Origin of the sequence: Kribbella jejuensis (assembly GCF_006715085.1) — a bacterium.
Taxonomy (GTDB): domain Bacteria; phylum Actinomycetota; class Actinomycetes; order Propionibacteriales; family Kribbellaceae; genus Kribbella; species Kribbella jejuensis.
Map to the genome: position 1 here is coordinate 419,619 of NZ_VFMM01000001.1, position 25,935 is coordinate 445,553.

28 protein-coding genes are annotated in these 25,935 nt (G+C 69.2%); 10 read left to right on the plus strand and 18 right to left on the minus strand.

Annotated elements, in window-relative coordinates; translation table 11 throughout:
- The first annotated feature begins 42 nt into the window (after positions 1-42).
- Positions 43-531: a hypothetical protein gene (locus tag FB475_RS01975; RefSeq protein WP_238331906.1), complete on the plus strand. Its 489-nt coding sequence runs from the start codon at positions 43-45 to the stop codon at positions 529-531.
- A 141-nt stretch (positions 532-672) separates the two neighbouring features.
- Here FB475_RS01975 and FB475_RS01980 read toward each other — a convergent pair whose 3' ends face one another.
- Positions 673-1,224 carry a YceI family protein gene (locus tag FB475_RS01980; RefSeq protein ID WP_141851963.1) on the minus strand — a complete coding sequence of 184 codons (552 nt, stop codon included), beginning with the start codon at positions 1,222-1,224 and terminating at the stop codon, positions 673-675.
- A gap of 151 nt (positions 1,225-1,375) precedes the next feature.
- On the opposite strand from FB475_RS01980, the gene FB475_RS01985 reads away from it, so the two are divergent.
- From FB475_RS01985 to FB475_RS38025, 4 genes are all read left to right on the plus strand, one after another.
- A complete protein-coding gene (locus tag FB475_RS01985) occupies positions 1,376-1,762 on the plus strand; it encodes an SRPBCC family protein (RefSeq protein ID WP_141851965.1) in 387 nt (128 codons plus the stop codon).
- Positions 1,763-1,849: 87 nt separating this feature from the next.
- Complete coding sequence (locus tag FB475_RS01990) at positions 1,850-2,338, plus strand: FBP domain-containing protein (protein ID WP_141851967.1); 489 nt, start codon at positions 1,850-1,852, stop codon at positions 2,336-2,338.
- Positions 2,339-2,404: 66 nt separating this feature from the next.
- On the plus strand, positions 2,405-2,659 hold the full coding sequence (locus FB475_RS01995; RefSeq protein WP_141851969.1) for a hypothetical protein: 255 nt from the start codon (positions 2,405-2,407) through the stop codon (positions 2,657-2,659).
- Between the two features lie 341 nt (positions 2,660-3,000).
- Entirely contained in the window at positions 3,001-3,519 is a 519-nt protein-coding gene (locus FB475_RS38025) for an orotate phosphoribosyltransferase (protein WP_141851971.1), read from the plus strand.
- Positions 3,520-4,105: 586 nt separating this feature from the next.
- On the opposite strand, the gene FB475_RS02005 is transcribed toward FB475_RS38025, so the two are convergent.
- Together FB475_RS02005 and FB475_RS02010 are read right to left on the minus strand one after the other, a co-directional pair.
- On the minus strand, positions 4,106-5,338 hold the full coding sequence (locus FB475_RS02005; RefSeq protein ID WP_141851973.1) for an exonuclease domain-containing protein: 1,233 nt from the start codon (positions 5,336-5,338) through the stop codon (positions 4,106-4,108).
- Between the two features lie 69 nt (positions 5,339-5,407).
- Positions 5,408-5,920: a hypothetical protein gene (locus FB475_RS02010; RefSeq protein ID WP_238331907.1), complete on the minus strand. Its 513-nt coding sequence runs from the start codon at positions 5,918-5,920 to the stop codon at positions 5,408-5,410.
- Positions 5,921-6,070: 150 nt separating this feature from the next.
- Between FB475_RS02010 and FB475_RS36605 the strand changes: the two genes are divergently transcribed.
- Positions 6,071-6,226, plus strand: coding sequence for a hypothetical protein (locus FB475_RS36605; RefSeq protein WP_166677970.1), 156 nt, complete (start codon positions 6,071-6,073; stop codon positions 6,224-6,226).
- 77 nt (positions 6,227-6,303) lie between these two features.
- On the opposite strand, the gene FB475_RS02015 is transcribed toward FB475_RS36605, so the two are convergent.
- Both FB475_RS02015 and FB475_RS02020 read right to left on the minus strand, forming a co-directional pair.
- Positions 6,304-6,795: a metallophosphoesterase family protein gene (locus FB475_RS02015; protein WP_141851976.1), complete on the minus strand. Its 492-nt coding sequence runs from the start codon at positions 6,793-6,795 to the stop codon at positions 6,304-6,306.
- Positions 6,796-6,806: 11 nt separating this feature from the next.
- Entirely contained in the window at positions 6,807-7,796 is a 990-nt protein-coding gene (locus FB475_RS02020; protein ID WP_141851978.1) for an NAD-dependent epimerase/dehydratase family protein, read from the minus strand.
- 190 nt (positions 7,797-7,986) lie between these two features.
- On the opposite strand from FB475_RS02020, the gene FB475_RS02025 reads away from it, so the two are divergent.
- The gene (locus tag FB475_RS02025) at positions 7,987-8,298 is read left to right on the plus strand and encodes a hypothetical protein (protein ID WP_141851980.1); all 312 of its coding nucleotides are present in this window, start codon (positions 7,987-7,989) and stop codon (positions 8,296-8,298) included.
- A gap of 108 nt (positions 8,299-8,406) precedes the next feature.
- On the opposite strand, the gene FB475_RS02030 is transcribed toward FB475_RS02025, so the two are convergent.
- From FB475_RS02030 to FB475_RS02075, 10 genes are all read right to left on the minus strand, one after another.
- A complete protein-coding gene (locus FB475_RS02030) occupies positions 8,407-8,796 on the minus strand; it encodes a hypothetical protein (protein WP_238331908.1) in 390 nt (129 codons plus the stop codon).
- The gene (locus FB475_RS02035) at positions 8,793-8,984 is read right to left on the minus strand and encodes a hypothetical protein (protein WP_420359197.1); all 192 of its coding nucleotides are present in this window, start codon (positions 8,982-8,984) and stop codon (positions 8,793-8,795) included. The genes FB475_RS02030 and FB475_RS02035 overlap by 4 nt, the downstream gene beginning before the upstream one ends.
- 218 nt (positions 8,985-9,202) lie before the next feature.
- Positions 9,203-9,682 (minus strand): hypothetical protein, encoded by a 480-nt coding sequence (locus FB475_RS02040; RefSeq protein WP_141851984.1) that lies wholly within the window; start codon positions 9,680-9,682, stop codon positions 9,203-9,205.
- Positions 9,669-9,977 carry a hypothetical protein gene (locus tag FB475_RS02045; RefSeq protein WP_185759017.1) on the minus strand — a complete coding sequence of 103 codons (309 nt, stop codon included), beginning with the start codon at positions 9,975-9,977 and terminating at the stop codon, positions 9,669-9,671. Before FB475_RS02045 ends, FB475_RS02040 begins: the two co-directional genes overlap by 14 nt.
- Positions 9,977-10,453, minus strand: a complete 477-nt coding sequence (locus FB475_RS02050) for a hypothetical protein (protein WP_141851988.1) — start codon at positions 10,451-10,453, stop codon at positions 9,977-9,979. The genes FB475_RS02045 and FB475_RS02050 overlap by 1 nt, the downstream gene beginning before the upstream one ends.
- Complete coding sequence (locus FB475_RS02055; RefSeq protein WP_141851990.1) at positions 10,453-11,784, minus strand: hypothetical protein; 1,332 nt, start codon at positions 11,782-11,784, stop codon at positions 10,453-10,455. The genes FB475_RS02050 and FB475_RS02055 overlap by 1 nt, the downstream gene beginning before the upstream one ends.
- A gap of 7 nt (positions 11,785-11,791) precedes the next feature.
- The gene (locus FB475_RS02060) at positions 11,792-12,061 is read right to left on the minus strand and encodes a hypothetical protein (RefSeq protein ID WP_238332251.1); all 270 of its coding nucleotides are present in this window, start codon (positions 12,059-12,061) and stop codon (positions 11,792-11,794) included.
- A 7-nt stretch (positions 12,062-12,068) separates the two neighbouring features.
- Positions 12,069-12,746, minus strand: a complete 678-nt coding sequence (locus tag FB475_RS02065) for a hypothetical protein (RefSeq protein ID WP_141851992.1) — start codon at positions 12,744-12,746, stop codon at positions 12,069-12,071.
- Positions 12,743-15,475, minus strand: coding sequence for an FtsK/SpoIIIE domain-containing protein (locus tag FB475_RS02070; protein WP_238331909.1), 2,733 nt, complete (start codon positions 15,473-15,475; stop codon positions 12,743-12,745). Before FB475_RS02070 ends, FB475_RS02065 begins: the two co-directional genes overlap by 4 nt.
- 103 nt (positions 15,476-15,578) lie before the next feature.
- Positions 15,579-15,974 (minus strand): VOC family protein, encoded by a 396-nt coding sequence (locus FB475_RS02075; protein ID WP_141851996.1) that lies wholly within the window; start codon positions 15,972-15,974, stop codon positions 15,579-15,581.
- A gap of 146 nt (positions 15,975-16,120) precedes the next feature.
- On the opposite strand from FB475_RS02075, the gene FB475_RS02080 reads away from it, so the two are divergent.
- The gene (locus FB475_RS02080) at positions 16,121-19,201 is read left to right on the plus strand and encodes a PD-(D/E)XK nuclease family protein (RefSeq protein WP_141851998.1); all 3,081 of its coding nucleotides are present in this window, start codon (positions 16,121-16,123) and stop codon (positions 19,199-19,201) included.
- Positions 19,202-19,237: 36 nt separating this feature from the next.
- Entirely contained in the window at positions 19,238-23,023 is a 3,786-nt protein-coding gene (locus FB475_RS02085) for a UvrD-helicase domain-containing protein (protein WP_141852000.1), read from the plus strand.
- Here FB475_RS02085 and FB475_RS37130 read toward each other — a convergent pair.
- Together FB475_RS37130 and FB475_RS02090 are read right to left on the minus strand one after the other, a co-directional pair.
- Entirely contained in the window at positions 23,020-23,181 is a 162-nt protein-coding gene (locus FB475_RS37130; RefSeq protein WP_202878236.1) for a hypothetical protein, read from the minus strand. The genes FB475_RS02085 and FB475_RS37130 overlap by 4 nt on opposite strands.
- Before the next feature lie 21 nt (positions 23,182-23,202).
- Positions 23,203-23,796, minus strand: coding sequence for an alpha/beta fold hydrolase (locus FB475_RS02090; protein WP_202878237.1), 594 nt, complete (start codon positions 23,794-23,796; stop codon positions 23,203-23,205).
- 284 nt (positions 23,797-24,080) lie between these two features.
- Between FB475_RS02090 and FB475_RS02095 the strand changes: the two genes are divergently transcribed.
- Positions 24,081-24,917, plus strand: a complete 837-nt coding sequence (locus FB475_RS02095) for a hypothetical protein (RefSeq protein ID WP_141852002.1) — start codon at positions 24,081-24,083, stop codon at positions 24,915-24,917.
- 86 nt (positions 24,918-25,003) lie between these two features.
- Here the strand turns inward: FB475_RS02095 and FB475_RS02100 are convergent, their stop codons facing one another.
- On the minus strand, positions 25,004-25,645 hold the full coding sequence (locus FB475_RS02100; RefSeq protein WP_238331910.1) for a LysE family transporter: 642 nt from the start codon (positions 25,643-25,645) through the stop codon (positions 25,004-25,006).
- Positions 25,646-25,935 lie beyond the last annotated feature (290 nt).

The following is a 25,935-nucleotide window of genomic DNA, read 5'->3' on the forward strand; positions in this document are numbered from 1 at the left end:
AGACTCTCGTGTGAGTGCCGGCTAGGTCGAGGGGTCCACCTGATGATCGACACACACATTCGTGATTGGCTGCCGTCCTGGGTCGGGCGGCGCACACCGGAGACGTTCCGGGTCCGCGGGACGAGTTCGCGCGTCAGCCGGCTGGCGGCGCAGTACGACGTCGAGGTCGACGCGGCGCTGCAACGCCTGTGGCCGAAGGCGCGGATCTACCACGATCGCGAGTTCACCCGCGACCGCGCCGACTTCCTGCTGGTGGTTCGCGGCCGCGGCGTGATGATCGAGACCAAGGTCAAGAGCGACCCTGGCGTGTTCCGCGGCTCCACGCTCCCACCGCTGCTGGACCGGCTGCAGCGCGACGGCCGGCGACTCGTCGTACTCGTCAACCAAGGCGATCCGACGCCCGCCCGCGACCTGATCACCACCAAGCTCGGCGACAAGGGCCGCATCCTGGTCTGGTCCGGCCCCCACCACGACGCCGACCTCCACCAAGCCGTCGAAGCCCTCCTCGAACAAACCAGCCGCCACCCCTGACGTCACCCGCGACCCCGCGAGCCCCGGACACCGCTGCCTGGCGGACCCGCTGCGCAGCCGGGACTCCTCACGAGACCCGGACACCGGACGGGGACCTGGTACGCCGTGCGGCGTGTCCAGGTCCCCGTCAATTGTCAGCGATCAGGCGGACTTGATGGCCGAGACCTCGAGCTCCAGCGTGACCTTCTCGCTGACCAGTACACCGCCGCCCTCGAGCGCCGCGTTCCAGCTGACGCCGAAGTCCTTGCGGTTGATCTGCACCGAGCCCTCGAGCCCGACCCGCTGGTTGCCGAACGGGTCGGTCGCCGAACCGGTGTACTCGAACTCGACATCGACCGACCGGGTCACGCCGCGGATCGTCAGGTCACCGGTGACCAGGAACTCGGTGTCGCCGGTCTGCTTGACCGCGGTGGAGGTGAACGTGATCTCCGGGTGCTCGTCCATCGCCAGGAAGTCGTTGCTGCGCAGGTGCTCGTCGCGCTGGTTGTTGCGGGTGTTGATGCTCTTCGCCTGGATCGTCACCGTGCCGGAGGAGTTCTCCGGGTGCTCGCCGTCGATGTGGAACGAGCCCTCGAACTCGTCGAACGCACCACGGACCTTGGTCACCATCGCGTGCCGGGCGCTGAAGCCGATCCGGGTGTGGGCGGCGTCGAGGGTGTAGTCACCGCTCAGGGCCGCAAACTCGCTGGACATCGCGGATTCCTCCAGAATTAACTAGTTGAACTTTTCACAGTACAGATTTCACCCTTCGCGCTCAGAAGTCCACCCCTCACCCGGCGTGTCCGGGTCGTGGACCCGGCCGGATCGCAGAATGGACCGATTCCGAACCTGAAGGGTGTGGGTTGTGCAGCAGAAGGTGTACTGCGCGTCGGCGGCCGGCGACGTCTACCGGGCGGTGAGCACGGTCCTCGGCCGCGAACGGTTCTGGGCCGAATCGGCGCCGGAGTCCGGCGGGGCGATCTCGTTCGTCCTCGCCGACGGCCGCACGGACACGAGCCCGCTCGAGGAGGCCGTCCCCGACCGCCGGTACCAACTGCGGTACTTCGGCCGCCGGCTGACCTTCACCTTCACGCCGGCCGACCCAGGCACCGACCTCACCGTCGACTTCGACGACCCGGCCGATGCTCCCGAGTTCGTGTCGCTGCTGCTCCGGCTGAAGGCGTCGGTCGACTTCGGCGTCGACCTGCGCAACCACGACGCCGCCCGGAGTACGTCGTACGCCGACAGCTGATCGTTGCTCTTGGCAACTTGATAATCGGGTTGCGCGGCCGGGCGCTGAACCGGTCTCATGGGCAGTCGAAGGATCGGAGGAACACCCGTGGAACCGCTCAGCGCCGACCAGATCAGGCGCTCGTTCGTCAACTCGACCAAGAGCCAGGTCAAGGCGATCGTCCTGCCACCGAAGTTCACCGAGCTGCCGTGGGCGTCGCTGGACTTCCTCGGCTGGCGTGACGCGAAGGCGCCGAACCGGGGCTATCTCGTCGTACGGCGCGACGAGGTAGTGACCGGGATCGCGCTCAGCACCCAGACGTCGGGCGCGCCGCGCCGGTTCGCGGGGTTGTGCGACCTGTGTAACACCGCGCACCACGTCAGCGACGTGGCCCTGTTCGCGGCCCGGCGCGCGGGTACGGCGGGCCGCGAGGGCAACACCGTCGGCATGTACATCTGCGCGGACCTCGCCTGCTCGCTGTACATCCGCGGCTTGAAGGAGCTCGACGTACCGCAGGGCGAAACCGCCACGCCCGAGGTCCGTGCGGAGCGTCTCAGGACACGGCTCGAAAGCTTCGTCCAGCGCGTCCTGCAGTAGGCCTGCGGCACTATCCTGGAAGCACCGATCCGGCCCGCAGTGGACGCGAGAGAGAGCGAGTCGCGAATGACCGAGTTCCGCATCACGCATGACATCGCCCAGGCACACCCGGACATCCGCGAGCGGCTGACCGCCACCACGATCGAGGCGGTCAACGAGTCCAGCGCCCGCTCCGCCGAGGACGCCGCCCTGGTGCTCCGCCACAAGCTCGGCGAGATCGGCGTCCAGATCAGCGAAGCCGCCTGCCTGTCAGCAATAGAACGCATCCGCTCCGGCAAACAACTCCACTTCGAAATAGAACCAGCCCCCGACAAGAGCTGACCACCACCGCACCCGCACTCCCCCCGGCCAGCGGCCCGCACCGGCGCACCGCTACACAAGGCTGACGAGAACACCCGACGGCCTGCCGACGTCCCCAGCCGACCCCCGGCGCCGGGACGCCTCAGGTGCTTCCCGGCGCCCCGGACGGCTCGTGCAGCCCCGGCATTGTCGGACGGCCGGGTGATCCCGACGTGCCAGACGGGCCGGATCGCTCCCCGGGCGCGACCGGACGGGTCGCGTGGATGGGTGCACTTCTGTCGACCGACGATAAGGGCACCCCGTGCCCGTAAGGCCGAGTGCAGCAGGCGGCAGGGCGTCGCGGGACCGCTAAGGTGCCGGGCGTGGATCTTGTTGAGCTGGGACGCCGGGTATACACGACCGCACATCTGACCGGGGAGTTCGTGCTGCGCTCCGGGCAGACGACGAACGAGTACTTCGACAAGTACCGCTTCGAGGCCGATCCAGTACTGCTCGACGAGATCGCCGCCGCGATGGTCCCGCTCGTGCCCGCCGGTACCGAGGTACTCGCCGGCCTGGAGATGGGCGGCATACCGGTCGTGACCGCACTAGGTCGCCACACCGGCCTCCCGTGCGCCTTCGTCCGCAAGCAGGCCAAGCCATACGGCACTCGCCGCCTAGCCGAAGGCGCCGACACAAACGGCCGCCGCGTCACGATCGTCGAGGACGTCGTCACCACCGGCGGCCAGATCGTCCTGTCCACCAACGAACTCCGCACCCGAGGCGCAACCATCACCGACGCCCTCTGCGTCATCAACCGCAACCCCACCACCCCCACCCCCCTCACCCAAACCGGCCTAACCCTCCACTCCCTCCTAACCCCAGACCACCTCACCCCCTAACCCCGCCCAACCCCACCCCGCCCAGCCGCCCAACCCCACCCCGCCAACCCGCCAGCCGGCCCTGGGACCACCCACACCGCGCAGCCGCACACGCACCACCAAACCCCCGCCGCGCCGCGCCGCACCCGACCCGCGCCGCGCCAGGCCCGCGCCGCGCACCACCAAACCCCCGCCGCGCCGCGCCGCACCCGACCCGCGCCGCGCCAGACCCGCGCCGCGCACCACCAAACCCCCGCCGCGCCGCGCACCACCCCACCGACCGCAGCACCGCCTGGCACCGCCAGACCCGTGGCCGCACATCACTCCGCCCACCCTGCACGACGAGGCAGCACCTGATCCCCGCCGCGCACCACCCACCCAGCGCCGCCCGGCACCACCGGACCCGCCCGGCCGGACGCGGACCACCGCACCGAGCACCACCCAAGCCGCCTTCCGCGCCGGGCACCCCTGAACCCATCCGCGCAGCACGTGCCCCCCGGCCCCCACCAGGACCGCTAGGCACCACCACCCGACCCGACCGCCAGGACCGCGCACCACCCGACCCCCGGCGCCGTCGGGCACCAGTCAGTCAGCCGGTGGTGGTGGGTTAGCCGGCTTTTAGGTGGTTTTTGGGGAGGAGGAGGCGGCGGAAGTCTTCGGTGGAGATGATGGGGACGTTGAACTCGCGGGCCATGCGGGCCTTTACTGACAGGCTGTCTACGTCGGCGGCGACCACGAAGGTGGTGTCTGGGCGGACCGCCTCTTGTGGGGTGAAGCCGGCTGAGACTGCGCGGTCCCACCACACTTCCCGCGGCTCGACCATGTCGCCGGTGAACACCAGCGTGCTCCCCCGCGGAAACCCACGCGCCCCGGGGCGATCGGGTACGACGTACCGCCCGCTGCTCGCGCGCAGCAACGCCTCGTCGACGTCGGACGCGCGCTGTCCAAGCATCACTGCGACTTTGTCGAGGTCGATGCGCTGATCGGGTGTGATCTCGCCGGTCGCCCACGAAGCCTCCGCCAGCGCGGAAACGTAGTACCGATGGAGGTGATCGACCTGTGGACGGGTCAGGCCCAGCTCGTTCGCCACCTGCACCAACTGGTCGGCGTCCGCGGCGGTGATCTCGCGGTTGGCGAGGATCGTGTCCAGCAGCACAAGGTACGAGTCGGCCTGCGGTGGTTCCGGTACACGGGGCAATTGGTCGACGAGTCGACTCATCCACCCGTGCCGCCCGCCGGCGTGCACCGGCCGGACCGTCGGTGCGACGTCCCTCCCCGGCAACTCCGGCCACGGCAGATCGCGGATCTCCTCGTACGCCCACTGCCACGGCGGCGGCGCCGCGAACGCCCCGAGGTACTGCGCGAACAGCTCCGCCGTCGCCCGCGTGTCCGCCAGCGCCGAATGCCAGCCCTCGATCGAGATGCCTGCCGCCGCACAACATGCGCCGAGCGTCCGCTTCGCACCCGGATGCAGGTAGTTCGCCAGCGCCATCGTGCACATCGACCGCTCGGTGACCAGCGGCACCGTGACCCCGAGCCGCGCGAACTCCGCCCGCAGGAACCCGAGATCGAACTCGACGTTGTGCCCGACAACCATCCGCCCCGCGAGCAACCGGCCGAGCTGTGCCGCGATGTCAGCGAACTCCGGCGCCGCCAGCACGTCCGAGGTGAGGATGCCGTGGATGTGCTGAGGGCCCAAGTCCCGTTGGGGATTCAGCAACGTCACCCACTCGCGCTCGACCTGTCCGCGCGCGTCCAGCAGCACGACCGCGATCTCGATCACCCGGTGCCGATGGCTCGGCAACAGGCCGGTCGTCTCGGTGTCGATGACTGCATACATCCAGGGCCTCCTCCGGTCGATGACCGACTGGAACAACCCAATCACAGGCCGCCGACAGTTTCTGAAGCCTCAGGATCCGGCCTCCGCCGCGGGCAGCTCGACCGCGATCTCCGCGCCGAGTTTCGCGCCGTGGGCAAGCTTCAGTTCGTCGCCGCTCCAGAACCGACCCGGGTCGTACCAGTTCGGCCGCCGGCCACGCAGCAGCCCCATCGCCTCGTACGTCAGCGCGACGACCTCGGCGCAGTACGCCGATTCGAGCTCGAGCTCACGGGTTCCCTTGCGGAGCGCCGGAACCCGGCCGCGGACCCACCTCGACGCGAGCCGTGCCGTCGACGGGAACGGCGTACCGTCCAGCCGCGCGACGGTCCGCAGTACGGCGTCCTCCAGCTCCCGCGTGACCGGGTGGTCGAGCTGCCGCAGCCACGCCTGCTGACCGTACTTACGGCCCCAGACGAGCACCGCGTCGCGTAGGTCGTGCAGCTGTACGCCGCGGTGATGCGTACCGGTCCACATGTCCACCAGCGAACGACCGAGCTCGGCGTGCCACATCAGCGGCGGGAGGTCCTCGACGACGATCGCCATCCCGACATGGTTGACCGGGCTGTTCGTCGTCAGCTGGATGGCGCGATCGGCCGCTTTGGCACCACGAAACAGCCAAATGTCACCTGTTCGTGTCAGTTCCGTAGCGTCATCCAGCGAAATCCGGCTGTTCACGTCGCTAGGTTAGTCGGCATGAAGGTATGGAAGGTGGTAGGGCTTGCGGGGCTCGTCGGCGTGGCCGCCACGGGCGTTGTGGTCGCACGGGGCGAGCGCAAACGCCGGGCGTACACCCCGGAAGAGGTCCGCGACCGGCTCAAGACCCGGGTCAAGGAAGCAGCGAACGCCTAGGTCCGGTCCGGCCGGGCACGTGTGGATGCGCCGTAACTCGGTGGTACGGCGACAGCCACGCGTGCCCGGCCGATCTCCTAAAGGTTGTGTAAGGCAACTTCTTCCAGGCGGCCGGCCGTGATCGTCGCTGTCTGGTAAGTGCAGAACGGCTGCCGCCGGCGATCCGTCGGTGATCCTGGGTTCAGCAGGCGCAGTCCCCGCGGGCTCGTCGTGTCCCACGGGATGTGGCTGTGCCCGAACACGAGCAGATCCACCCCGGGGTACGCCGCCTCGCAGCGCTCCTCCCGTCCCTTCGCCGGACCGGTCTCGTGCACGACGGCAATCGACAGCCCGTCCAGGGTCACGCGCGCGACCTCAGGCAGCCGTGCCCGCAACTCCGGCCCGTCATTGTTGCCCCAGCACCCGATCAACTGGGCCGCACGAGACTCCAACTCGTCCAGCAATCCGACGCTCACCCAATCCCCAGCATGGATGACGACGTCGGCACGCTCGACAGCCTCCCACACCGGCTCCGGCAACTTCTTCGCCCGCACCGGCAGATGAGTGTCCGAGATCAGCACCAGGCGCATGCGCCCACTCTCTAATCCTTCAGGGCCGCGATCAACTCCTTCTCCTTCGCCAGGCTGAGCCCGGCGCGGCGTTCGCGGTCCAGGCCGAGCTCGCGCTCCCAGGCGAGCGAGTCGACCATGAACTCCTTCCGCGACCGGTGCGTCAGCCCGGCCGCCGCCGCGGCCGCACCACTACGCTCCGACCAGCCTTCGTACCCGGGCTCGGTGATCCACATCGTCAACGATTCGGGCCCCATGTACTGCTCGACCTTCTGTTCCTCCAACCACTCCTGCGGCGCGAGCACGACCGGCCCCGTATGGCCGCCGACCTCCCGCGCCAGCTTGATCCACTCGCCGAACGGCACGACCGGCCCGTACGTGTCGAAGATCCCGGTCCGCCCGGACTCGGCGTTGTCCAACATCCAGCTCGCCAGATCCCGGACGTCGATGACCGCCGTCGCGAGGTCGGGCGTGTCGGGCACCAGCAACGGCTCTTCCGGCGCCAGCGCAGCGCGCGCCACCCACGCACCCGCCCGGTCGCTGGAATCACCCGGCCCGCCTATCAGCCCGGCGCGGGCGATCACCAGCCGATCCCCGACCGCGTCGATCGAAGCGGCCTCACACGCGGCCTTCGCCTCGCCGTACTGCTCCCGGTCGACCACGTCCTGCTCGGCGGGCTTGCGCAGTACCGCAGACTCGTCCGCGCCGGGCGTGTCGAACTTCTCGTACACATTGCCGGACGAGACGTACGTCCAGTGCTTCGCCCGCGGGCCGAACGCGGCCAGCGCATCCTTCACGAAGCCTGGTTGCCACGACACCTCGAACACCGCGTCCCAATCGCGCGCCGGCACCGCGTCGTACGCCTCCGGGCGGCTCCGATCGGCCGACACGAGCGTGGCGCCGGGCGCGACCGCACCGCTCTCGCCACGCGCCACACAGGTCACCGCATGACCGCGCGCGAGTGCCTGCGTCGCGAGCTCGCGCCCGAGGAACGCCGTACCGCCGACGATCAGAATCTCCATGCGGGCCAGCAAATCAGGCGCCACCGACAATTCCCAGCACCCTCTGCCGAGGGCAGACACGACGGCGGGTGATCCGTCGCCCTCGTCACGTCACCGTAAGCCGTCCGCCCTTGCCAGCCAGGCGATCCGGGCGCACTGTCGGAGCAGGAGACACCCAGGGGTGAGTGTCTGTTCACAACTAGGGGGAGTGATGGCTGGTTTCGTTCAGATCATCGAGTACCGGACGTCGAAGCCGGACGAGGTGGCGGCACTCATGGAAGAGTTCCGCGCCAAACGCGAAGCCGACGCCGACGGCCCCGCCCCGGTCCGCGGCCTCACCTGCGCCGACCGCGACGACCAGGGCCGGTACTTCGCGATCATCGAGTTCAACTCCTACGAGGAGGCGATGGCGAACTCACAACGCCCCGACACCACCGAGATGTCGCAACGGATGATGGAACTGTGCGACGGCCCAGGCACGTTCTACAACCTCGATCTGCTGGACCGGATGGACTACAGCTGACGATTCCTCAGGTACGGCGTACTCCGGCTCGCCCGGGAGTACGCCGTACCGAGGTGGACCGGTGCCGGGAAGGGGGAACGAGCCCGGCGCCGGTGGATCAGGTGGACATCATCTGGAGACGCGGGCCGCCGACCACGGTGGCGCCGCGCCGTACGGACCCAGGTCGCGCTCGGAGTGCAGCGGGTCCGGGTCCTGCCGGTCGGGGGCGGAGTGCAGGTCCGGCCACGGACGGGGAGGCAGGGATTCGCGGGGCGGTAAGTTCAGGTCGGGATCGGGGCCAGGTTCCGGATCGATCCACTCGACCACGGTCGCCCCGCCGTGACCGTGGATGGCGACGACGGAGTCGATGCCGTCCCACACGGTCGTGGTCGGATAGTCGCCGTACCAGCGGAGCGCGACCGCACCGTCGGTGAACTGGACACCTTCGGCGACCGGTCCCGTACCGCTGACCCCGGAGACGTCCTGGTGCCGGATCAGCCGGAAGCGCCGCGAACTCATTTCGGCGCCACCTCCCAGAGCCGCTCGCCCGGCAACCGCCGCTCCGGCCCGGGATCGTGCTCGGGCAACGGATCACTGGTCACCCGCAAGCCGGCGAACCGCCGCGACATGGCGGCCGCGTACCGCTCAGCCACCTCGGCCTCGGCCCGGTAGTCGGCAACCACATGGTCCCCGAACCAGACCCGCACCCGACGACGTTCCACCCGCGCGCCAGACACCTGCAGCGCAGAGTTGGGATCACCACCGTCGCCCATCTCAATACACCCGGCGCCGACTCGACCCGGATCCCATCAGCGACCTCGCAAGACAACCCTTCACGTCAATCACTTCCACTTCCCTGTGGGGATGGGTTCACAGGTAGTGACGCCCCGCCAAACCGTTCATGACGCGATTCCACAGATTTTTCTCACTCGCCGTGAGAACGCCTCTCGACGGCCCAACCTCGCCACACCGCGATGTCGGGCCCGTCAGGTGTCGTTGGCCAGTCGAAAGAGCGCGTCCCGACGCCGGGCATATGCGCCGCCACCAAGATCGCCAGGTCATGCACCAGGAGCATCGGCAGATCGGCACGGTCGTGTACCAATGCCGCGAACAGGAGACCTGCCTCAGCTCGCAGCGCTGCCTCGTCCCGTCCACCACGCAGCTGGATCTCGATGTCGTACGGATCCATCGCCTGCACGTCGTCCGGCTCTGGATCGACCTCGACGTACCCGTTCGGTTGCACGACGACCCCGTACCAGCCGTCGTGCACGGTCGCCGGCATCCGCAGACGGATGAGCGAGCCTTCTGCGGCTGTGACCTCGCAGCGGGCGACACCGACCAGCCAAGCGGCCACCTGAGCCGGCGTCTCCTCGGTCGCGACAAACACGCTCTCAACAACTGACATGGACGGCCCCTTGCTGGACTTCGGACGCAGTCGAATCGGCGGTGAGCTCCACAGACCGCATCAAGGCGGGCTCGATCACATGCCGTCCGCTCTGCCCGCGCACGACCAGGTGGACGAACCACTCGGCGAACTCGTCCGGCACCTCGAGTCGCGCGACGACGTACACGTTGTCGCTCGTCGACATCACCGCCCCTTCCTGCCGTCGGGAGACGACCCAGGGTCTCCAGATGTTCTGGTCCGGGTCGTTCCCGAGCGGCTGCGGCGCTGCGAGAAAGATGTTGTCGTCGGTCGACATCAGGTGCGAACCCATGGCCGCCAGGTGTCGATGTCCTCGACGTCGGGAGTGATCGGGGGCTCGAACGTGTGCGTGCCGGCACCTGGCAAGTACGCGCTCACCAAGGTGTCGAGGTTGTGGACCAGCAGCGCCGGTACGTCGGGGCGCGCGGCGACGAGGGTTTCGAAGATCGCCGCGGTCTCAGCCAACTGTCGGTCCTCGTCCTTCCTTCCGACCGTCCAGATACTCAGATCGATCGGGTAGCGGTCGATCGCCTGGACCTCCTCCGGCTCCGGATCGACAACGGCGAAACCGTTCGGACGAACCTTGATGGCAACCGCTGCCGACCCAGCCCGTCCAGATCGCCGGAACAGACGCTCGTCGTCCTTCAGCTCGGCATCCGCGACACCTTCGAGCCCGAGCACGTCGGCCAGCCATCGGGCAGCCTCGGGCACCGACTCATCGGTCGCCACGAACACGTTGTCGCTCGTCGACATCACCGCTCCTTCCTGAAGGTGACCATTCGCCCGTCACCGAGAATGACATGAACCGGCACGTCCACGGACTTGCCAGGCTGACCGCAAGCCTTCCGGAATCCTCTCAGCGCCATCGCCTCGTCGAGGTCGACCTTCCGGCCGTCGACAAAGACCTCCCCGGCCGCTCCGACCTGATCGCAGGCTTCGTTGACATTGCGCTTCACCGCGGACAGAGACGCCCGATCCAGGGTCTTGAACTCGACGATCACGCCTTCGGCGGGGCCACTGCGTCGAAGAGTCGCGTCCGGGTTCTTCTGACCCTTCACCGTGTGGTCCTCGGGCCGCGCGTCGATGCGCCAGCCTTCGAGTTCGAGGTACTCCGCGAGCTCGCGTTCCTTCGGTACGAAGCGATCCTCAGGATCGTGCACCCCTGGCCGGAAGCCGGGGCCGATCGGGCGAAGGTCGAGCGCGGGATCGAAGTCCAAGGCCGGGAGCTCTGGTAACTCGATGTCGACCACGGTCGGCTCAGGGCGCTCGTCGGCGAGGTAGTCGAAGGTGGCTTCGAGGTTTTCGGGGGTGATGGTGAAGGTGGCGTGTTGCCATTGCCGGCCGTCGGACTCGGACATGGCGGCGAGGAGGATCTTGACCGCTTCGGTCAAGTCGACCTCGAAGGCGTGATCGCCTGTCAGGCGTTCTTCCCGAGCTCTTTCTTTCTTGTCGTCGCGAGGCTCGGGCTCCTCAGGCTCGTCCTCGTCGTCGCGGACCGGAGTGAACTCGAAGTCGCGGGTCAGGCGTTGTTGGCGTTTTGCCTCTTCGTTCTCGTTGCGTTCCTCGAGGATTATTTCGCCGGTTTCGGTGACGGTGATGTCGATCTCGAGCGGTTCCGGCGGGGTCTGCTCCTCGTCCTTCTCGTGCGTCTTGCGGTACTTCTCGAAAGCCTTGCGGGCGACCGTCACCACCGGGGGTTCGTTGTCTTCGGCAACCTCGAGGTCCTCGTACGTCGCGGTCAGGCGGCTCGTGCGGATCTCGGCGGCTTTCGGGAGGCGGTTGCGGTCGGCGGAGGCCGAGGACGGGCGGTTGGTGGACGGGCCGCTATCGCCGACCAAGCCCTCGGCCCAGGCGCGCGCTTTCGGGGGTGCCATCAAGAGGTATTGGGCCGCGGCCTCGCACGCGCGGGCGGCCGCGTCGAGCTGCTGCGCCGCGACGGTGGCCTGGCCGCGGGAGGCGATCAGGGCGAGCTGGGCGTTCTCGCGGCAGCGGGCCGCCGTACGTGCCAACTGGTCGACGACGCGGGGGATCTCGTCGAAGCAGTCGACCAGGCCGCGTGCGACTCGCTGCAGCTCGGAGGGCACCGGCAGGTCAGATCTGGTCGGCGTAGTTCTTGCAGCCGGCGGACGCGATCTCGAGCGCCTCGGCGGCCTGTTCGACCGCCTTGCTCGCGGCCTCGAGGATCTCGGTGATGTCGCGGTCGATACCGGTCGCGGTACCCGCGATCAGGCTCTCCACGAGTTGGCTGTGCTGCGTGAAGCGGAGCTTGAACCCGGCCAGGCCACCCGCTGCCTGCTTGGCCTCCATCGAGACCTGGTGCAGCTGTTCCTTGAGCCGCAGTACGTCGGACACCTCAACCACTCCCAAACTAGTTGCGCTTCTTCGGCAGCACGATCGCCGTACCCGCCACCACGACCGGTACCAGGATCCCGAGCCACCAGGGCAGTCCGGCCGCCATCGCCGCGAAGACGAGGCCGGCACCACCCCAGCCCCACCAGCGCGCGACGGGCAGCCGCGGCAGCCCCAGTACCCGGGACGCGGCCAGCATCGTGACGGCAGCGATCACGGCGGCCTCGACGCCGGCCGGGAACGATCCGGTGATCACCCACACCAGGACGAACCCGGCCAGCGCCAGGACCGCGCTGATGGTACGCCGCCGCCGCAGCTCCTGGAGGCGCCGGGCCTTGGTCCTGAGGTCCTCGAGCTGATCGACGGCCTCGGCGAGCTGGGAGGTGATCCGTTCCGCGACGGTCTCGATGTCGTTGAGCGCGCGGATCTCGGGCAGCGTGTGGTTCGCGCGCTTGCCCTCGGCGGGCAGCCCGGCCCGCTGCAGGCTCTCGGCGGCCTTCTCGGCGAGCTCGTTCAGCCGGGTCTGCAGGTTCCGCCCGCGCTCGGCCATCGCGTCCGCCTCGGCAGCCGCGGTCTTCTCCGCCTTCGACTTGTGCGCGGTCAGCCGGTCCTGCGCCTGCTGCGCGTCGGCCCGCGCCATCGCGACGGTCCGCAGCGCGCGCACGTACTCGGACCAGACCTGCTCGTCAGTCTTCATCGCCGTACCAACTCCACCGCACGTTCCACCTCGTCCGAACGCAGCGCCGCGAACGGTACGACCACCTGGGCCTCGGGATGCAGCCCGTCCCACAGCAACGCCCGGTGCGGCTCGGACGCCCAGCGCACCAGCGGCCCGGCCACCGCGCGTACGCCGTCCTGCGGGTGCCGGAGGAACATGTGTGTCGCCACGTTGGCCCGCCCGTACCCGAGCTGCTCGGTGCAGACGTGCAGCCGGTTCCACCACCCGTACGTGATGAGTCCGTGGGCGGGCCCGTCCCGCACGATGTCCTGCAGCGCGTTCGCCGGGCTCTCGAAGTACCCCTCCGCGTGCAGCTGCATCCGTGGTACGCCGTGGAATCCGAAGCCGAGCAGGTACGTCGACCCGGCGCGCCCGTCGCGCATCGCGTCCCGCAGCGCGAACAGCCGCGGCGCGATCTCGTCGTGCTTGTCGACGGTCTCGACCTCGCAGCCGAGCTGGCGCAGTACCTGAATCAATGCATCCTTGCCCTCAGCAACGGCGGGCGCGGAGTTCGTACCATCGACGAACACAAAGCGAGGCGGTTCGACCGCAGCCGCCGCTGTCGACACGGCGAGACCCGTCAGCACCCCGAGCGCGTCCGCCGGCCCGTCCCCCAGCACCAGCACGCCCGCGCCCGGTTCGGGGCGTACCTCGACCGCGACCGGCTCCTCCGTCACCGCGATCGGCAACCCGGTCCACGGCCGGCCCAACTCGGGCTTCACCGCTGTCGCCGTGTCCGTCAACCGCGCCGGCTCAGCGAGATGGAACACCCGGGGCGCATGCACCGACGAGCCGGCGCGCGTCCACAGCTCCTCTCGCAAGGAGTCCAGAACGGCCTTGTCCGCAAAGCTCACGAGCACGTGCTGGTTGTCGTCCGGCGAGCCGAAGTTCGCGTTCAGCACTGCCTCACCACGGAACTGCAGCTCGGCCGCGGCCGTGTTCCCACTGCGCAGGATCGCCTGCGAGTCGGCCGGCGTCGTCTTCAGCGCGATCCGGTACGGCACCTGCCCGAAGATCGAGTCACGCCGCGTCGACAGCCGCTTCACGCCCTCGATCGTCTGCGTCGCGAGGACCACGTGGACGCCGTACGCACGCCCGAGCCGAACGAGTCGTTCGAGGAGTTTCGCGGCCTCGTCCGCCAGTTCGTCGTCGTCCTCGAGCAGCACCTGGAACTCGTCCAGTACGACGAGGATCCGCGGCGGCCGATCCGGTCCGGGCAGAAGCTCCGCGATGTCCGCGACGTTCCCGTGCGACTTGAACACCTCGCTGCGGCGGGCGAGCTCGTCGGACAGGTGACGCAGTACGGCGAGACCGAACGCGCGGTCGGAGTGCACGCCGAGCACCCGGATCTGCGGCAGCCAGTGCGGCCGATCCGGACCTGGGCCGAGCGCCGAGAACTCGACACCGTGCTTGAAGTCGAGCAGGTACATCTCCAGGTCGGCCGGCGAGTGCCGCGCGGCGAGACCGTGGATCATCACGAGCAGCAGGTTCGACTTGCCCTGACCGACGGCGCCACCGACGAGGACGTGCGGCAGCGCCGGGTTGCCGCTGCGCAACCGCACCAGCGCCGGGGTGCGGTCGTCGTACCCGATCACGGTGCCGATCTCGTCCTTGACCGGTTGCCACCACGTGGATCGATCCGGCAAGGTCCGATCGAAGTCGATGGTCGGCAGCACGGCGCTGTCTGCCTGCTCGGCGATCACGTCGCAGATCCGTGCGGCGATCCCGGCGTCGAACGGCGGGTCGAGCCGGGCCGGCGGCAACTGTGGGATCTCGACCCGGTCGTTGACGATGGCAACCGGATTGAGCAGCTCCAGCAACTGTTTCGAATCGACGTCGAGCTCGGCCGCGGCGGACGCGTCGTAGTGCACGAGGAAACAGATGCCGCGCTTGCCCGCGGTCGCGGCGAGCCGGAGCAGATCCCGCTGCGCGAGCGTGTCGATGCCGAAGGGATAGTCGAACAGGATGACGACCCGATAAGGATCGGTGACCTGGCCGGTCTCCTTCAACAGGTCCTCGAACCGCTCGTGCCCGAGCTGCGCCTGCCGGCTGGCCCGCAACGACGACACGTCGACCAGACCGGACAGCACCGTGTGCAACTGCTCCGCGGTGTGTGTTGCCCTAGGCACCAATTGCGGGTACTTCGTGGTCAGGTGACCGAGGAGCCCCATCATCCCGGTGAGCTTGGGATCGAACGCGTCGATGCGCAGCCGGAACGGTTCGGCGGCCGCGACCAGCCGAAGTGCGATGCTCTGCAGCAGCCGGCGGGCAGACTCGTTGCGGTCGGCGGTCACCTTCCACCCGTTCGTCCGCAGCAGTGGCGCGACCACCGGCGTACCGGTCTCGAGTTCGCCGACGCGGACGTACGACGGGACGCCGGCACCGACGAGTTGACGCGAACGCCAGCGCGCGTCGTTCGGCGGTACGGCGGCCAGCCCGGGCGCGAGGCGATCCGCCAGCAAGCGTGCCTTCGGCTCGGCCTCCGACAATGCCTCGGCGGTCTTCGCGTCGACGAGTGACCTCGACTCACGCCGTGCCGCGGCCGTCTGCTCCTGCAGCTGACGATGCAGCTTCACGGCGCGCTGGTGTTCGCCGTACGTGAGCCGCCGCGCGTTGTCGAGCAGCTGCCCCAGCGCGTGCTGCAACCCCCGGATCCGCGCTTCCAGGACCTCCGGTGCGGCCGGATCCCCGTCAGGCTTCTCCGTCACGAGCATCGTCCTTCCACCCTTGCCCCGCGACCACCTTTGCCTGGGGTAATCGTGTCACACCAGTAGCCCCAGTGGTCACTCCAGGTATCAGTCGTCTCATCTGTCAACCAGGCGCGACGATCTCCACCTCGTAGCCGTCCTCGTTGTGCAGGAAGGCGGCGTAATGCTGCGGGCCGCCGGCGTACGGATGGCGGTCGGCGAACATCAGCGTCCAGCCGTGCGCGACCGCCTCCGCGACGATCCCGTCGACCTCGGCACGACTGGCCGCGTTCAGCGCCAGGTGGTTCATCCCCGGCCGCATCCGGTCGTGCTCGGCCGCGGACATCGCCGGGCTCTGCTCGACCACGACGTAGCTCCCGTCGGGCGCGGTCCAGGTCATCCCGCCCGGCCAGCCGTCACCGTCCTTCCAGCCCAGCCGGTTGAGTACCCAGCCCCAACTCGCAGCTGCCCGGGACAGGTCCGGGACCCAGATCTCGACGTGATGCACCGCAGCGGTCATCGGAGCATTATCGGTGCCCGTCATTTCTCCAGTGTGCGAGGCCACCACCGGACCTGCAGAAAACGTGGCGTTTCGCGGCCCTTCGACTTTCTGTCCGTGGCAGGGTCTACCGTCTGCGATGACAGTTGAACGACAGGAGTTTCCTGATGAGCAGCACGCGGATCGAGAGCACGGCGTACGGCGCCGCGGCTCTGGAGCGCCTGCAGGCCGTGGTCGCAGGACTGAAAGCCGACGATCCGATGACCCCTGTCACGCTGCTGCTGCCGAACAACCTGTCCGGCGTGATCGCCCGCCGCCAGCTCGCCCAGACCTCGATCGGTGGTCTGTATCTCGCGACCCTGGAGCGGCTCGCCGAGCAGATCGCCGCCGGCCTGCTGTCGCCGCGCCGGCCCGCGACCCGTCCGATCGTCGCCGCGACCTGGCGTACGGCGCTCGCGAAGGCGCCGGGGATCTTCGCGGAAGTAGCAGAGCATCCGTCGACCATCCAAGCGCTTGCCTCAGCCCACAACGAGCTCCGCGACCTCAGCGAACCTGCGCTGGACAAGGTCGCCGCAGCATCCGCGCTCGGTCCCGACCTGATCCGGCTGCACCGCCACGTGACGGCCGAGCTGGCCGCCGACTGGTACGACGCAACCGACCTGCTGCGCGCCGCCGCGGCCGCCGTCACGGCTGACACGGTCCGCGAACTCGGCGCTCTGGTGCTGTATCTCCCGCAGGAGCTGACGCAGTCCGAGGCCGCCTTCGTGGCCGCGCTGGGCGACGCCGCCGCGGACCTCACCGTCATCGTCGGCCTGACCGACGTCCGCCGGGCCGATCGCGCGGTCCGGCGTTCGCTCGAGCGGATCGGTATCGACCTGCCGACGTCGATCTCGAAGAACTACCCGGTCGCGACCGAGATCCTGAACGCGTCCGACGCCGACGACGAGGTGCGCTGCGTGGTCCGCGACGTGGTCGCCGCGCTGGAGCACACCCCCGCGCATCGGATCGCGGTGCTGTACGCAGCCGCCTCGCCGTATGCGCGTCTCCTGCACGAGCATCTGTCCGCCGCGCGGATCGAGGTCAACGGTCCCGGGACGCGGCCGGTGCACGAGCGGGCAATCGCGCGGACGCTTCTCGAAGTGCTGGCGCTGGTCGACCATGACCTGCCGCGGGCGGACGTGTTCCGCGCGCTCGCGAACGCGCCGACGCGGGACTTCGCCGGCGACCGCATTCCGGTACCGCAGTGGGAGCGGATGTCGCGCGCGGCCGGTGTGGTGCGAGGCGACGACTGGGACACCCGGCTGAAGCGATACGCGGAGTCCGAACGGCGGACCGCCGATCAGGAGGAAGCGGCTGAGGATCCACGGCCCGCAGCCGTCCGGCGCGCGCAGTACAACGCCTCAAAAGCTGAGCGGCTGCACGCTTTCGCCTCCACGCTGCGCCGTCGGCTGAACGAGCTTGCGGAGCTGGAGACCTGGACCTCGTTGTCCGAGGGCGTGCTGCGCCTGTTCCACGATCTGCTCGGGGACTATTCGTCGTTGCCCATCGAGGAGCAGTACGCCGCGGCCGCGGTCGAGGGGTCGTTGAAGGGCCTGTCGACGCTCGACGAGCTCGGCACGCCGGCCAGTCTCGCCGTACTGCGTGACGTCCTCGACCTCGAGTTGCAGCAGTCGCTGCCGCGCGTCGGCTCTTTCGGCACGGGTGTTCTGGTGGCGCCGTTGTCCGCGAGCATCGGGTTGTCGGCCGACCTCGTGTACGTCGTCGGTCTGTCCGAGGACCTGTATCCGGGACGGGTGCACGAGGACGCGCTGCTCCCCCATCGCGTGCGCGAGGCGGCGGCGCCGGAGCTCGCGTCGTTCCGGGATCGGCTGGACGAGAAGCAACGGCATCTGCTGGTCGCGTTCTCAGCCGGCGCGCGAGTGGTGGCGTCGTTCCCGCGCGGCGATCTGCGGAGGTCGTCGCGGCGCTTGCCCACGCGGTGGCTGCTCGGTTCGCTGCGCGAGCTGACCGGTGACCACGGGCTGCCCGCGACCCAGTGGGACCGGTACGGCGAGGTCTTGCGGACCTCGGCGTCGTACGCCGGTTCGTTGACAACGGCAACGATGCCGGCGACCGAGCAGGAGTGGCAGACGCGGGCGGCCGCGGCACGGTTGTGGGTCCACGACGGCGTTCTGGTGCGGGCTCGGGAGTTGTTGCGCGGGCGGGCGTCGATGGCGTTCACACGGTTCGACGGGGACCTGTCGGGGGTGTCCGGACTGCCCGAGTTCGCGGTAGAGGACCGGATCGCGTCGCCGACGTCGCTGGAGTCGTACGCGACCTGTCCGCACGCGTACTTCGTCGAGCGGCTGCTTCAGGTGGAGCCGCTCGAGGCGCCGGAGGATCTGCTGGTGATCTCGCCGGTGCAGATCGGGAACCTGATCCACGACAGTCTGGATGCGTTCGTGTCGCGGCTGGGGCTGGCGGGTTCGCTGCCTGGGTACGGTGAGCCCTGGACGGATGAGCAACGGTCGTTGTTGCTCGCGATCGGGGCGGATTTCGCGGATCAGTTCGAGGCCGAAGGGCTGACCGGGCATCCACGGTTGTGGCAGCGCGAGCGGTTGCGGATCCTCGGCGACCTGATGGTGCTGCTCACCGACGACGATCGGTGGCGTTCGGAGCGATCCGCGTCGGTGGTCGCGAGCGAGCTGCGGTTCGGGCTCGACGGCGAGCCGCCGGTGGAGATCCCGGTGCCGTCCGGGCGGGTGCTGCTCCGCGGTTCGGCGGACAAGGTCGACCTCGGCGCGGACGGCACGATCTACGTGACCGACGTGAAGACGGGCGGCTTCTCGCGGTACGAAGGCATCGAGACCGATCCGGTCGCGGGCGGGACCAAGCTGCAGTTGCCGGTGTACGCATACGCCGCCCGCGCGCGCTTGGGCGAGCCGTCCACGCCGGTCGAGGCGTCGTACTGGTTCGTCCGCCGGGGCGGCAAACGGATCCCGGTCCCGCTGATACCGGAGGTCGAGGCCCGGTACGTCGAAACGCTTGATGTGATCGTCTCCTCGATGGCTGCGGGCCTCTTCCCGCCGAAGGCCCCCGAAGTACCGGACTTCCTGTGGGTCCAATGCCCGTACTGCAATCCCGACGGCCTTGGCCACAGTGAGGTCCGCGCGAGGTGGGACCGCAAACGCCACGACCCGACCCTCGAGCGGCTGGTCCGCCTGATCGACCCGGCCGCGCTCACGACGGAGGAGGCATCAGATGACTAGCCTCCCGCCGTACGCTGCCGACCAAGGGAGCTGTGGATGACTGAGCAGCTTCTTGATGGACCGGCCCGGGAGCGGATCCGGACCGACACCGATACCACGCTGTTCGTCGAGGCGGGTGCGGGTTCGGGGAAGACTCATGCGCTCGTCGACCGGGTCACGACGCTGGTTCTGCGGGACGGTGTCCCGTTGCGGACGATCGCCGCCGTGACCTTCACCGAGAAGGCCGGTGCCGAACTGCGCGACCGGCTCCGGGTCGAGTTCGAGAAGGCCCGCAAGGGTGCCAACCGCGACCTCGCCGACGCGGCGCTGGACGATCTGGACTCCGCGTCGATCGGCACGCTGCACTCGTTCGCGCAGCAGATCCTGCTCGCGCACCCGATCGAAGCCGGTCTGCCGCCGCTGATCGACGTACTCGACGAGGTGGGTTCGTCGGTCGCCTTCGAGGAACGCTGGGCCGAGCTGCAGCAGCAACTCCTGGACGACGACTCGATCGCCGAACCGTTGCTGCTGGCAATGGCCGTCGGCGTCGAGCTCAAGCATCTGCGCTCGCTCGCCCGGTTGTTCGGCAACGATTGGGACCTGATCGCCGAGCGGGTTCTCGTCGATCCGCCGGAGCTCGTCGCGATGCCCGATCTGACCGGCCTGATCGCCGCGGCCGCCCAGATCGGCGCGGCCGCCGAGTCCTGCCTCGACCCCGAGGACCGCCTGCTGCCGAAGCTCGTGCAGATCCGCGAACTCGGTCTGATGCTGGACTCCGCGTCGGACCAGGAAACCCAGCTCTCGTTCCTGCAAACGCTGCGTGGCCTGAAGATCGGACGCATCGGCCGCAAGGAGAACTGGCCCGACATCGCCAAGGTCCGTTCCGACTGCAGCGAGGTCGTCGACGTCGCCGGTTCCCTCGTCGAGCTGCTCCTCGACGCTTGCCTCCGGCATCTTTCGCATTGGATCGCCGAGCGGGTGCTGGAATCGGCCGAGCTGCGACGCGCGGACGGACGACTCGAGTTCCACGATCTGCTCGTCCTCGCCCGCGATCTGCTCCGCCGCGATGCGGAGGTGCGAGCCGACCTGCAGGAGCGGTACGAGCGGCTGCTGCTCGACGAGTTCCAGGACACCGACCCGATCCAGATCGAGCTCGCGGTGCGGATCGCCGGCGGCGCCGAGGCCGACGCGGCCGACTGGCAGGACATCGAGGTCCCGGAGGGGCGGCTGTTCGTCGTCGGCGACCCGAAGCAGTCGATCTACCGGTTCCGCCGCGCCAACATCGCGACGTACCTGACCGCCCAGGACCTGCTCGGCGAAACGGTCGCGCTGACCACGAACTTCCGCACCGTGCCTCCCGTCCTGGACTGGATCAACACGGTCTTCGGCACCCTGATCCAGCCCCAGGAAGCCGCCCAGCCGTCGTACCAGTCCCTCGCCCCGCACCGCACCAACCCGCCCCACGCCGCCGCGCGGGCCTCAGATGCCGCAACCTCCGCGCTGGCGCGGCCCAGCCAGTCCGGTCCCCCCGTCTCGCCCCGTGCCCTAGGCCCCGCGGATGACACCAGCCCCGGCGGCGACACCAGCCCGGCGCGTAACACCGGCCTCGGCCGTGACAACCGTCCCGGCGGAGACACCGGCTCCGGCGGTGACATCAGCCCGGCACGTGACATCGGTCCCGGCGGTGACACCAGACCGGCGCCTGGCACCGGCCCCGGCCGTGACACCAGCCCTTCACGTGACACCAGCCCGGCACGTGACACCAGCCCGGGGCGTGGCACCGGTCCTGCCCGTGGTCTCGGGCCGGTCGAGGGCGACCAGCTCTCGATCTTCGACGAGCCCACGCTCTTCGACTCCGACGACGAGCCCGAGGTCCACGATCCGGCCGAGGTCCACGGGCTGACCGAGGTCCACGGGCTGACCGAGGTGCACGGGCTGGCTGAGGTCCGCGATCTGGCCGCAGTCCTTCCGTTCCGCCGGCGCGACGACGTACCGCTCGAACCACCGCCCGACCAACCCGAAGACCCCTCCGCCGGTCCAGCCGTCACCATCCTCGGCGCCGTACCGCACGACGACCTCCCCCGCGCCCAGGCGTCCGTCCTCCGCGAACGCGAAGCGACCGATGTCGCGGCCGTCATCGAGGAGGCACTCCGCGACGGCTGGCTCGTGTACGACGACCGCGCCGAAACCTGGCGCCCCGCCGAAGCCGGCGACATCGCGGTCCTCGTCCCGGCCCGTACGTCACTCCCGTTCCTCGAGGACGCCCTCGACCGCGCCGACATCCCGTACCGCGCCGAGGCCAGCTCGCTCGTGTACCAAACCGCCGAGGTCCGCGACCTGCTCGCCTGCGCCCGCGCGCTCGGCGACCCGAGCGACCAACTCGCGCTCGTCACCACGCTCCGCTCACCGCTGTTCGGCTGCGGCGACGACGACCTCTACACCTGGAAACGCGATGGCGGGACGTTCACGCTGACCGCCCCGGTCCCCGACCAGCTCCTCGCCCACCCGGTCGGCGAAGCGATGGAGTGGCTCCGCCGCACGTACTACGCCGCCCGCTGGCTGACACCCAGCGAAGTACTCGCGAAGATCGTCGCGGACCGCCGGATGCTTGAGGTCGCCGCGATCGGCCCGCGCGCCCGGGACGCCTGGCGCCGGATCCGGTTCGTCGTCGACCAGGCGCGGGCGTGGTCCGAGGTCGAGCACGGCGGACTCCGTTCGTACCTCGCCTGGGCCGCCCACCAGGGCGAGGAAACGTCCCGCGTCGCCGAGGCCGTGCTGCCCGAGACCGACGCCGACGCGGTCCGGGTGATGACGATCCATGCCGCGAAGGGCCTCGAGTTCCCGATCGTGATTCTGTCCGGCATGACCGCGTCGCCGAACCGGCAGCGCGGTGTCCAGGTCCTCTGGCCGCCGTCCGGTGGGTATGCGGTGAAGCTCAAGTCGTCCGTCCAGACCGAGGACTTCGACCTGGTACAGCCCGTCGACGAGCAGATGGACGACTACGAACGCCGCCGCCTGCTGTACGTCGCCGCGACCCGCGCCCGCGACCACCTCGTCGTCTCGCTGCATCGCTCCGGCAACCGGCGGCACACGAGCAACGCCGAGCTCCTCGCGACGGCCGGGGGCGTCGAAGCACCACACGCGACTCTTTTCACCGGTCGACCCGTCCCCGACCGCGAGCCGACCGCCGACCCGGACATTGCTCCACCGATCTCCCGCACGGAATGGGAGGCACGCGCCTCGGTGGCCCAGGCGGCAAGCCGGCGCCGCTCCGCGCAAAGCGCCTCCGGCCTCGAAGGCACCGGCCCCGATGTTGTGCTTGCCGACGTCGACCCCGGCACGGCGAAGGGCGCCCGCGACCTCGAGCTGCCGCCGTGGTCGAAGGGCCGTTACGGCACCGCGATCGGCCGTGCCGTCCACGCCGTACTCCAAGTCGTCGACCTTGGCACCGGCGCCGGCCTCGAAGCGGCGGTCGCGACCCAGTGCCTCGCCGAGGGCGTCCTGGAGTACACCGACGTGGTCACGGCGCTCGTCCGGTCGGCGCTGGCCTCGGACGTCGTCCAGCGAGCCGCCGTCCGCGAACACTGGCGAGAGTCGTACGTCGGCGCGGTCCAGCCCGACGGCACCGTGCTCGAAGGTTTCGTCGACCTGATCTACCGCGAGGACGACGGCCGGCTGACGATCGTCGACTACAAGACCGACGCGGTCCCCACCGCCGCGCTGGACAGTCGCGTCGCGTACTACGCTCCTCAGCTCCAGGCGTACGCGCAGATCCTGCCGAACACCGGTCCGCCGGTGCTGCTCTTCCTCAACCCAGGGGCTGCCGTCGAACGCCGCCTCTAGAGGTACTCGCGGAGCACGCAGATCCACTGGTCGAACGCGTCCAGGTGGGCGTCATGACTCGCGCCGGCCAGGTCCACGCGTCGCGTCGCCGGCCGGCGCCGGATCAGCTCGTCCTTCTGCGCCGCGGTGAACATGCCGTCGTCGGCAAACACCGCCAACGTCGGGGTGCTGAGATTCTCCTACTCGGTCCAGCGCTCCTCCTGCACCGCGGCGATCGTGGCCTCCATGACATCGGCGTCGAACCGCGGCCGTAACCCGTCGGCGGTCCGTTCCAGATCGTTGCGCCAGGCAACTGCCAACGGACCGTCACCCAGGAACGCCTGCGCGGCGTCCTCGTCCGCGAACGGTACGGGCCAGGACGCGAAGTACTCCCCGATCTTCCGCGCTTCCTCGGGACGGTTGTCCCCGGCCGCGTTACCTTCGAGCATCACCAACCGGTCGACCAGATCGGGCCGCGCAGCCGCAGTAAGCATCGCGGTGTGTGCTCCCATCGACTGACCGACCAGCCTGACCCGTTGCGAGGGCAGCAGCTCTTCGATGACAGCGACCACGTCGCCGACGTACGCCTGACGAGAGACATCCGCGGGCCGGCGGGTACTGCCGCCGTGTCCGCGCTGATCGATCAGCAGCACCCGGAAGCGGTCGATCAGCGCATCCGCGGTCGGCAGCAACTCCCGCGAACTACCGGCCAACCCGTGCAACAGCACCACGGCCGGGCCGTCACCACCGCGCTCCGTGACCGCGATCCGCACGTCCCCGCGCCGAATGATCACCGCGTCATTCTGGGCCAACCCGGGGGGCGGGTGCGGTGGCGGCAAAGGTCACGGTATTGTCACGGCCGGCAGGGATCGGTGAACTGTCGTGGCAGCTCACCGACATCTTGCCGCCATTCGGCTGCCGCCGCCCCGGCTGCAGCCCGAATGCTGGGGGCGGTGACCTGCCGCCCGGACGGTACCCCTGCCGTCCGGCTGCCCCCGAGAGGTTTGACGATGTCCCCCACCACCCCGCACCCGTCCCGCTGCGTCCTTGTCGCGTCCCGCGACGAGAGGGGCCGCTCGTGACGCGTAAGACGAAACTCGCTTTCGGTGCCGTCCTGCTCAGCCTGCTGACCAGCCTGGTCGTCGTACTCACCGGCTCGTCCGGTGCCGCACCGGCCGAAGCACAGACCCCGACGCGGCACTTCCTGAGCAACCTGAAGGGATCGACCGCACCGTTCGCACTCGGTTACACGCTGGCGGACACGGGCTCCACCTCGGTGCTGAGCACGCTGCCGACCGGCGTACAGGCGGTGTTCTGGTTGGGCCAGAAGTGCCCGGCCCCGGTCGACGCCACCTTCAAGGCGAAGATCGACGCGCTCGCCACCAACCCCAAGGTGTTCGCGTACTACCTGTCCGACGAGCCGCACATCAGCGACTGCCCGGGCGGACCCGCGGCGCTGCGGTCGCGGGCCGACTACATCCGGGCCGCGACCGGCGGCCGGCAGAAGTCGTTCGTCGTACTGAGCAAGGTCGCCGACTACAAGGCGTTCGCGCCGGCGGCCACGCACGTGGACCTGATCGGCCTCGATCCGTACCCGTGCTCGATCGCGCACCCGCAGTGTGATCTCAGCAAGATCGGCGAGAAGGTGAGCGCGGCGCAGGCAGCGGGGATCCCGCCGGCCACGATCGTTCCGGTGTACCAGGCGTTCGGCCAGGAGCGGACGACCAGCCACTACTACAACCTTCCGACCGCGACGCAGGAACACGCGATCCTGACCGAGTGGCACCGGCTCGTGCCGTCCCCGGTGATGGACTACACCTACGGCTGGAGCAACCAGAGCAGCGCGAACCCGACCTTGATCGACTCGTCGGCACTGCAGCAGGTGTTCGCGACGTTCTTCGCGACCGGCGGCTGAGCTCCTGATCAGCTGATCCCGAGCGAGTCCCTGGCCGGCGGGTCACCCGGCCAGGGACTCGCTCCTGGCCGGGTAACACTTCGATGCTAAGCGACAAGCCGCACGGCGAGTACGACAATCAGCGCCGTTGACGCCAGCGCCGTCAGCAGCCGACCGAGCCGACCGGTCAGTACGCGCCCGAGCAGCGCGCCGCCACCCGCGAGCAGCAGTTGCCAACTCGCCGACGCGACGAACGCCGCCAGCACGAACACGACCCGCTCACCGGTCCCGGCGACACCCGATCCGCCGAGCACCAGCGCGGCGAAGTAGATCACCGTCCACGGGTTGAGCATCGTCATCCCGAGCATCCCGAGGTACGCCGTCCACGCGCCGACGGGCGTCTCCTGCTGCAGCGTAACGATCCGTGCCGCGCGGTACCGCCGTACCGCCTTGACCGCACCCCTGACCGCGAGCCCGATCAACACGACAACCGAGGTCCACCGCAAGGGCTCGACCACAGGCACCAGCAACGGAGCAAGCACCGACCCCGCTCCCGCGGCCACCGCCGCGTACACGCCATCAGCCGAAGCAACCCCGAGCGCCGCGAACGCCCCGACCCGCAACGAAGTCCGCGCAGTCAACGCCACCAAGTAGGTCCCGACAGGCCCGACCGGCACAGCAACCCCGTACCCAGCCAAGAGCCCCGCGACCACCACCCCGATCACGACTGACCGAGCGTCAACTCCCAACCCCGACCACCCTGCTGCTGAACCCCAGCCAAAAAGGCCGCAGGTCCACAACGCAACAGTCCAATGGTCGTAGTCATACCGCCATCATGAACACCCCACCCCACCCCCTCAACCCAATTACCGCCTCCGTTCAGTTGTCGGCTGGTGACAGAGAGTTTATCGGGATGGGCACCTTGGGAACGGGGATGGTTACGGGTTGTGGATGACGGGGAGTGACCCTGGCGTGGAGGTGGGGTGGGAGTCGCTACGATCTGCGGGAACAGTGTGAGGAACGTTCGGATGATGGTCCG

Bases quoted from the DNA above. Each gene is read 5' to 3' on its own strand.
- FB475_RS01980 (WP_141851963.1), bottom strand. From the start codon at position 1,224: ATGTCCAGCGAGTTTGCGGCCCTGAGCGGTGACTACACCCTCGACGCC.
- FB475_RS02025 (WP_141851980.1), top strand. From the start codon at position 7,987: ATGGCTGGTTTCGTTCAGATCATCGAGTACCGGACGTCGAAGCCGGAC.
- FB475_RS01995 (WP_141851969.1), top strand. From the start codon at position 2,405: ATGACCGAGTTCCGCATCACGCATGACATCGCCCAGGCACACCCGGAC.
- FB475_RS02080 (WP_141851998.1), top strand. From the start codon at position 16,121: ATGAGCAGCACGCGGATCGAGAGCACGGCGTACGGCGCCGCGGCTCTG.
- FB475_RS02085 (WP_141852000.1), top strand. From the start codon at position 19,238: ATGACTGAGCAGCTTCTTGATGGACCGGCCCGGGAGCGGATCCGGACC.
- FB475_RS02010 (WP_238331907.1), bottom strand. From the start codon at position 5,920: ATGGCGATCGTCGTCGAGGACCTCCCGCCGCTGATGTGGCACGCCGAG.
- FB475_RS02065 (WP_141851992.1), bottom strand. From the start codon at position 12,746: ATGAAGACTGACGAGCAGGTCTGGTCCGAGTACGTGCGCGCGCTGCGG.
- FB475_RS01975 (WP_238331906.1), top strand. From the start codon at position 43: ATGATCGACACACACATTCGTGATTGGCTGCCGTCCTGGGTCGGGCGG.
- FB475_RS02005 (WP_141851973.1), bottom strand. From the start codon at position 5,338: ATGTATGCAGTCATCGACACCGAGACGACCGGCCTGTTGCCGAGCCAT.
- FB475_RS02075 (WP_141851996.1), bottom strand. From the start codon at position 15,974: ATGACCGCTGCGGTGCATCACGTCGAGATCTGGGTCCCGGACCTGTCC.
- FB475_RS02045 (WP_185759017.1), bottom strand. From the start codon at position 9,977: ATGTCGACCGACGACAACATCTTTCTCGCAGCGCCGCAGCCGCTCGGG.
- FB475_RS02030 (WP_238331908.1), bottom strand. From the start codon at position 8,796: ATGAGTTCGCGGCGCTTCCGGCTGATCCGGCACCAGGACGTCTCCGGG.
- FB475_RS02050 (WP_141851988.1), bottom strand. From the start codon at position 10,453: ATGTCGACGAGCGACAACGTGTTCGTGGCGACCGATGAGTCGGTGCCC.
- FB475_RS36605 (WP_166677970.1), top strand. From the start codon at position 6,071: ATGAAGGTATGGAAGGTGGTAGGGCTTGCGGGGCTCGTCGGCGTGGCC.
- FB475_RS02020 (WP_141851978.1), bottom strand. From the start codon at position 7,796: ATGGAGATTCTGATCGTCGGCGGTACGGCGTTCCTCGGGCGCGAGCTC.
- FB475_RS02015 (WP_141851976.1), bottom strand. From the start codon at position 6,795: ATGCGCCTGGTGCTGATCTCGGACACTCATCTGCCGGTGCGGGCGAAG.
- FB475_RS02040 (WP_141851984.1), bottom strand. From the start codon at position 9,682: ATGTCAGTTGTTGAGAGCGTGTTTGTCGCGACCGAGGAGACGCCGGCT.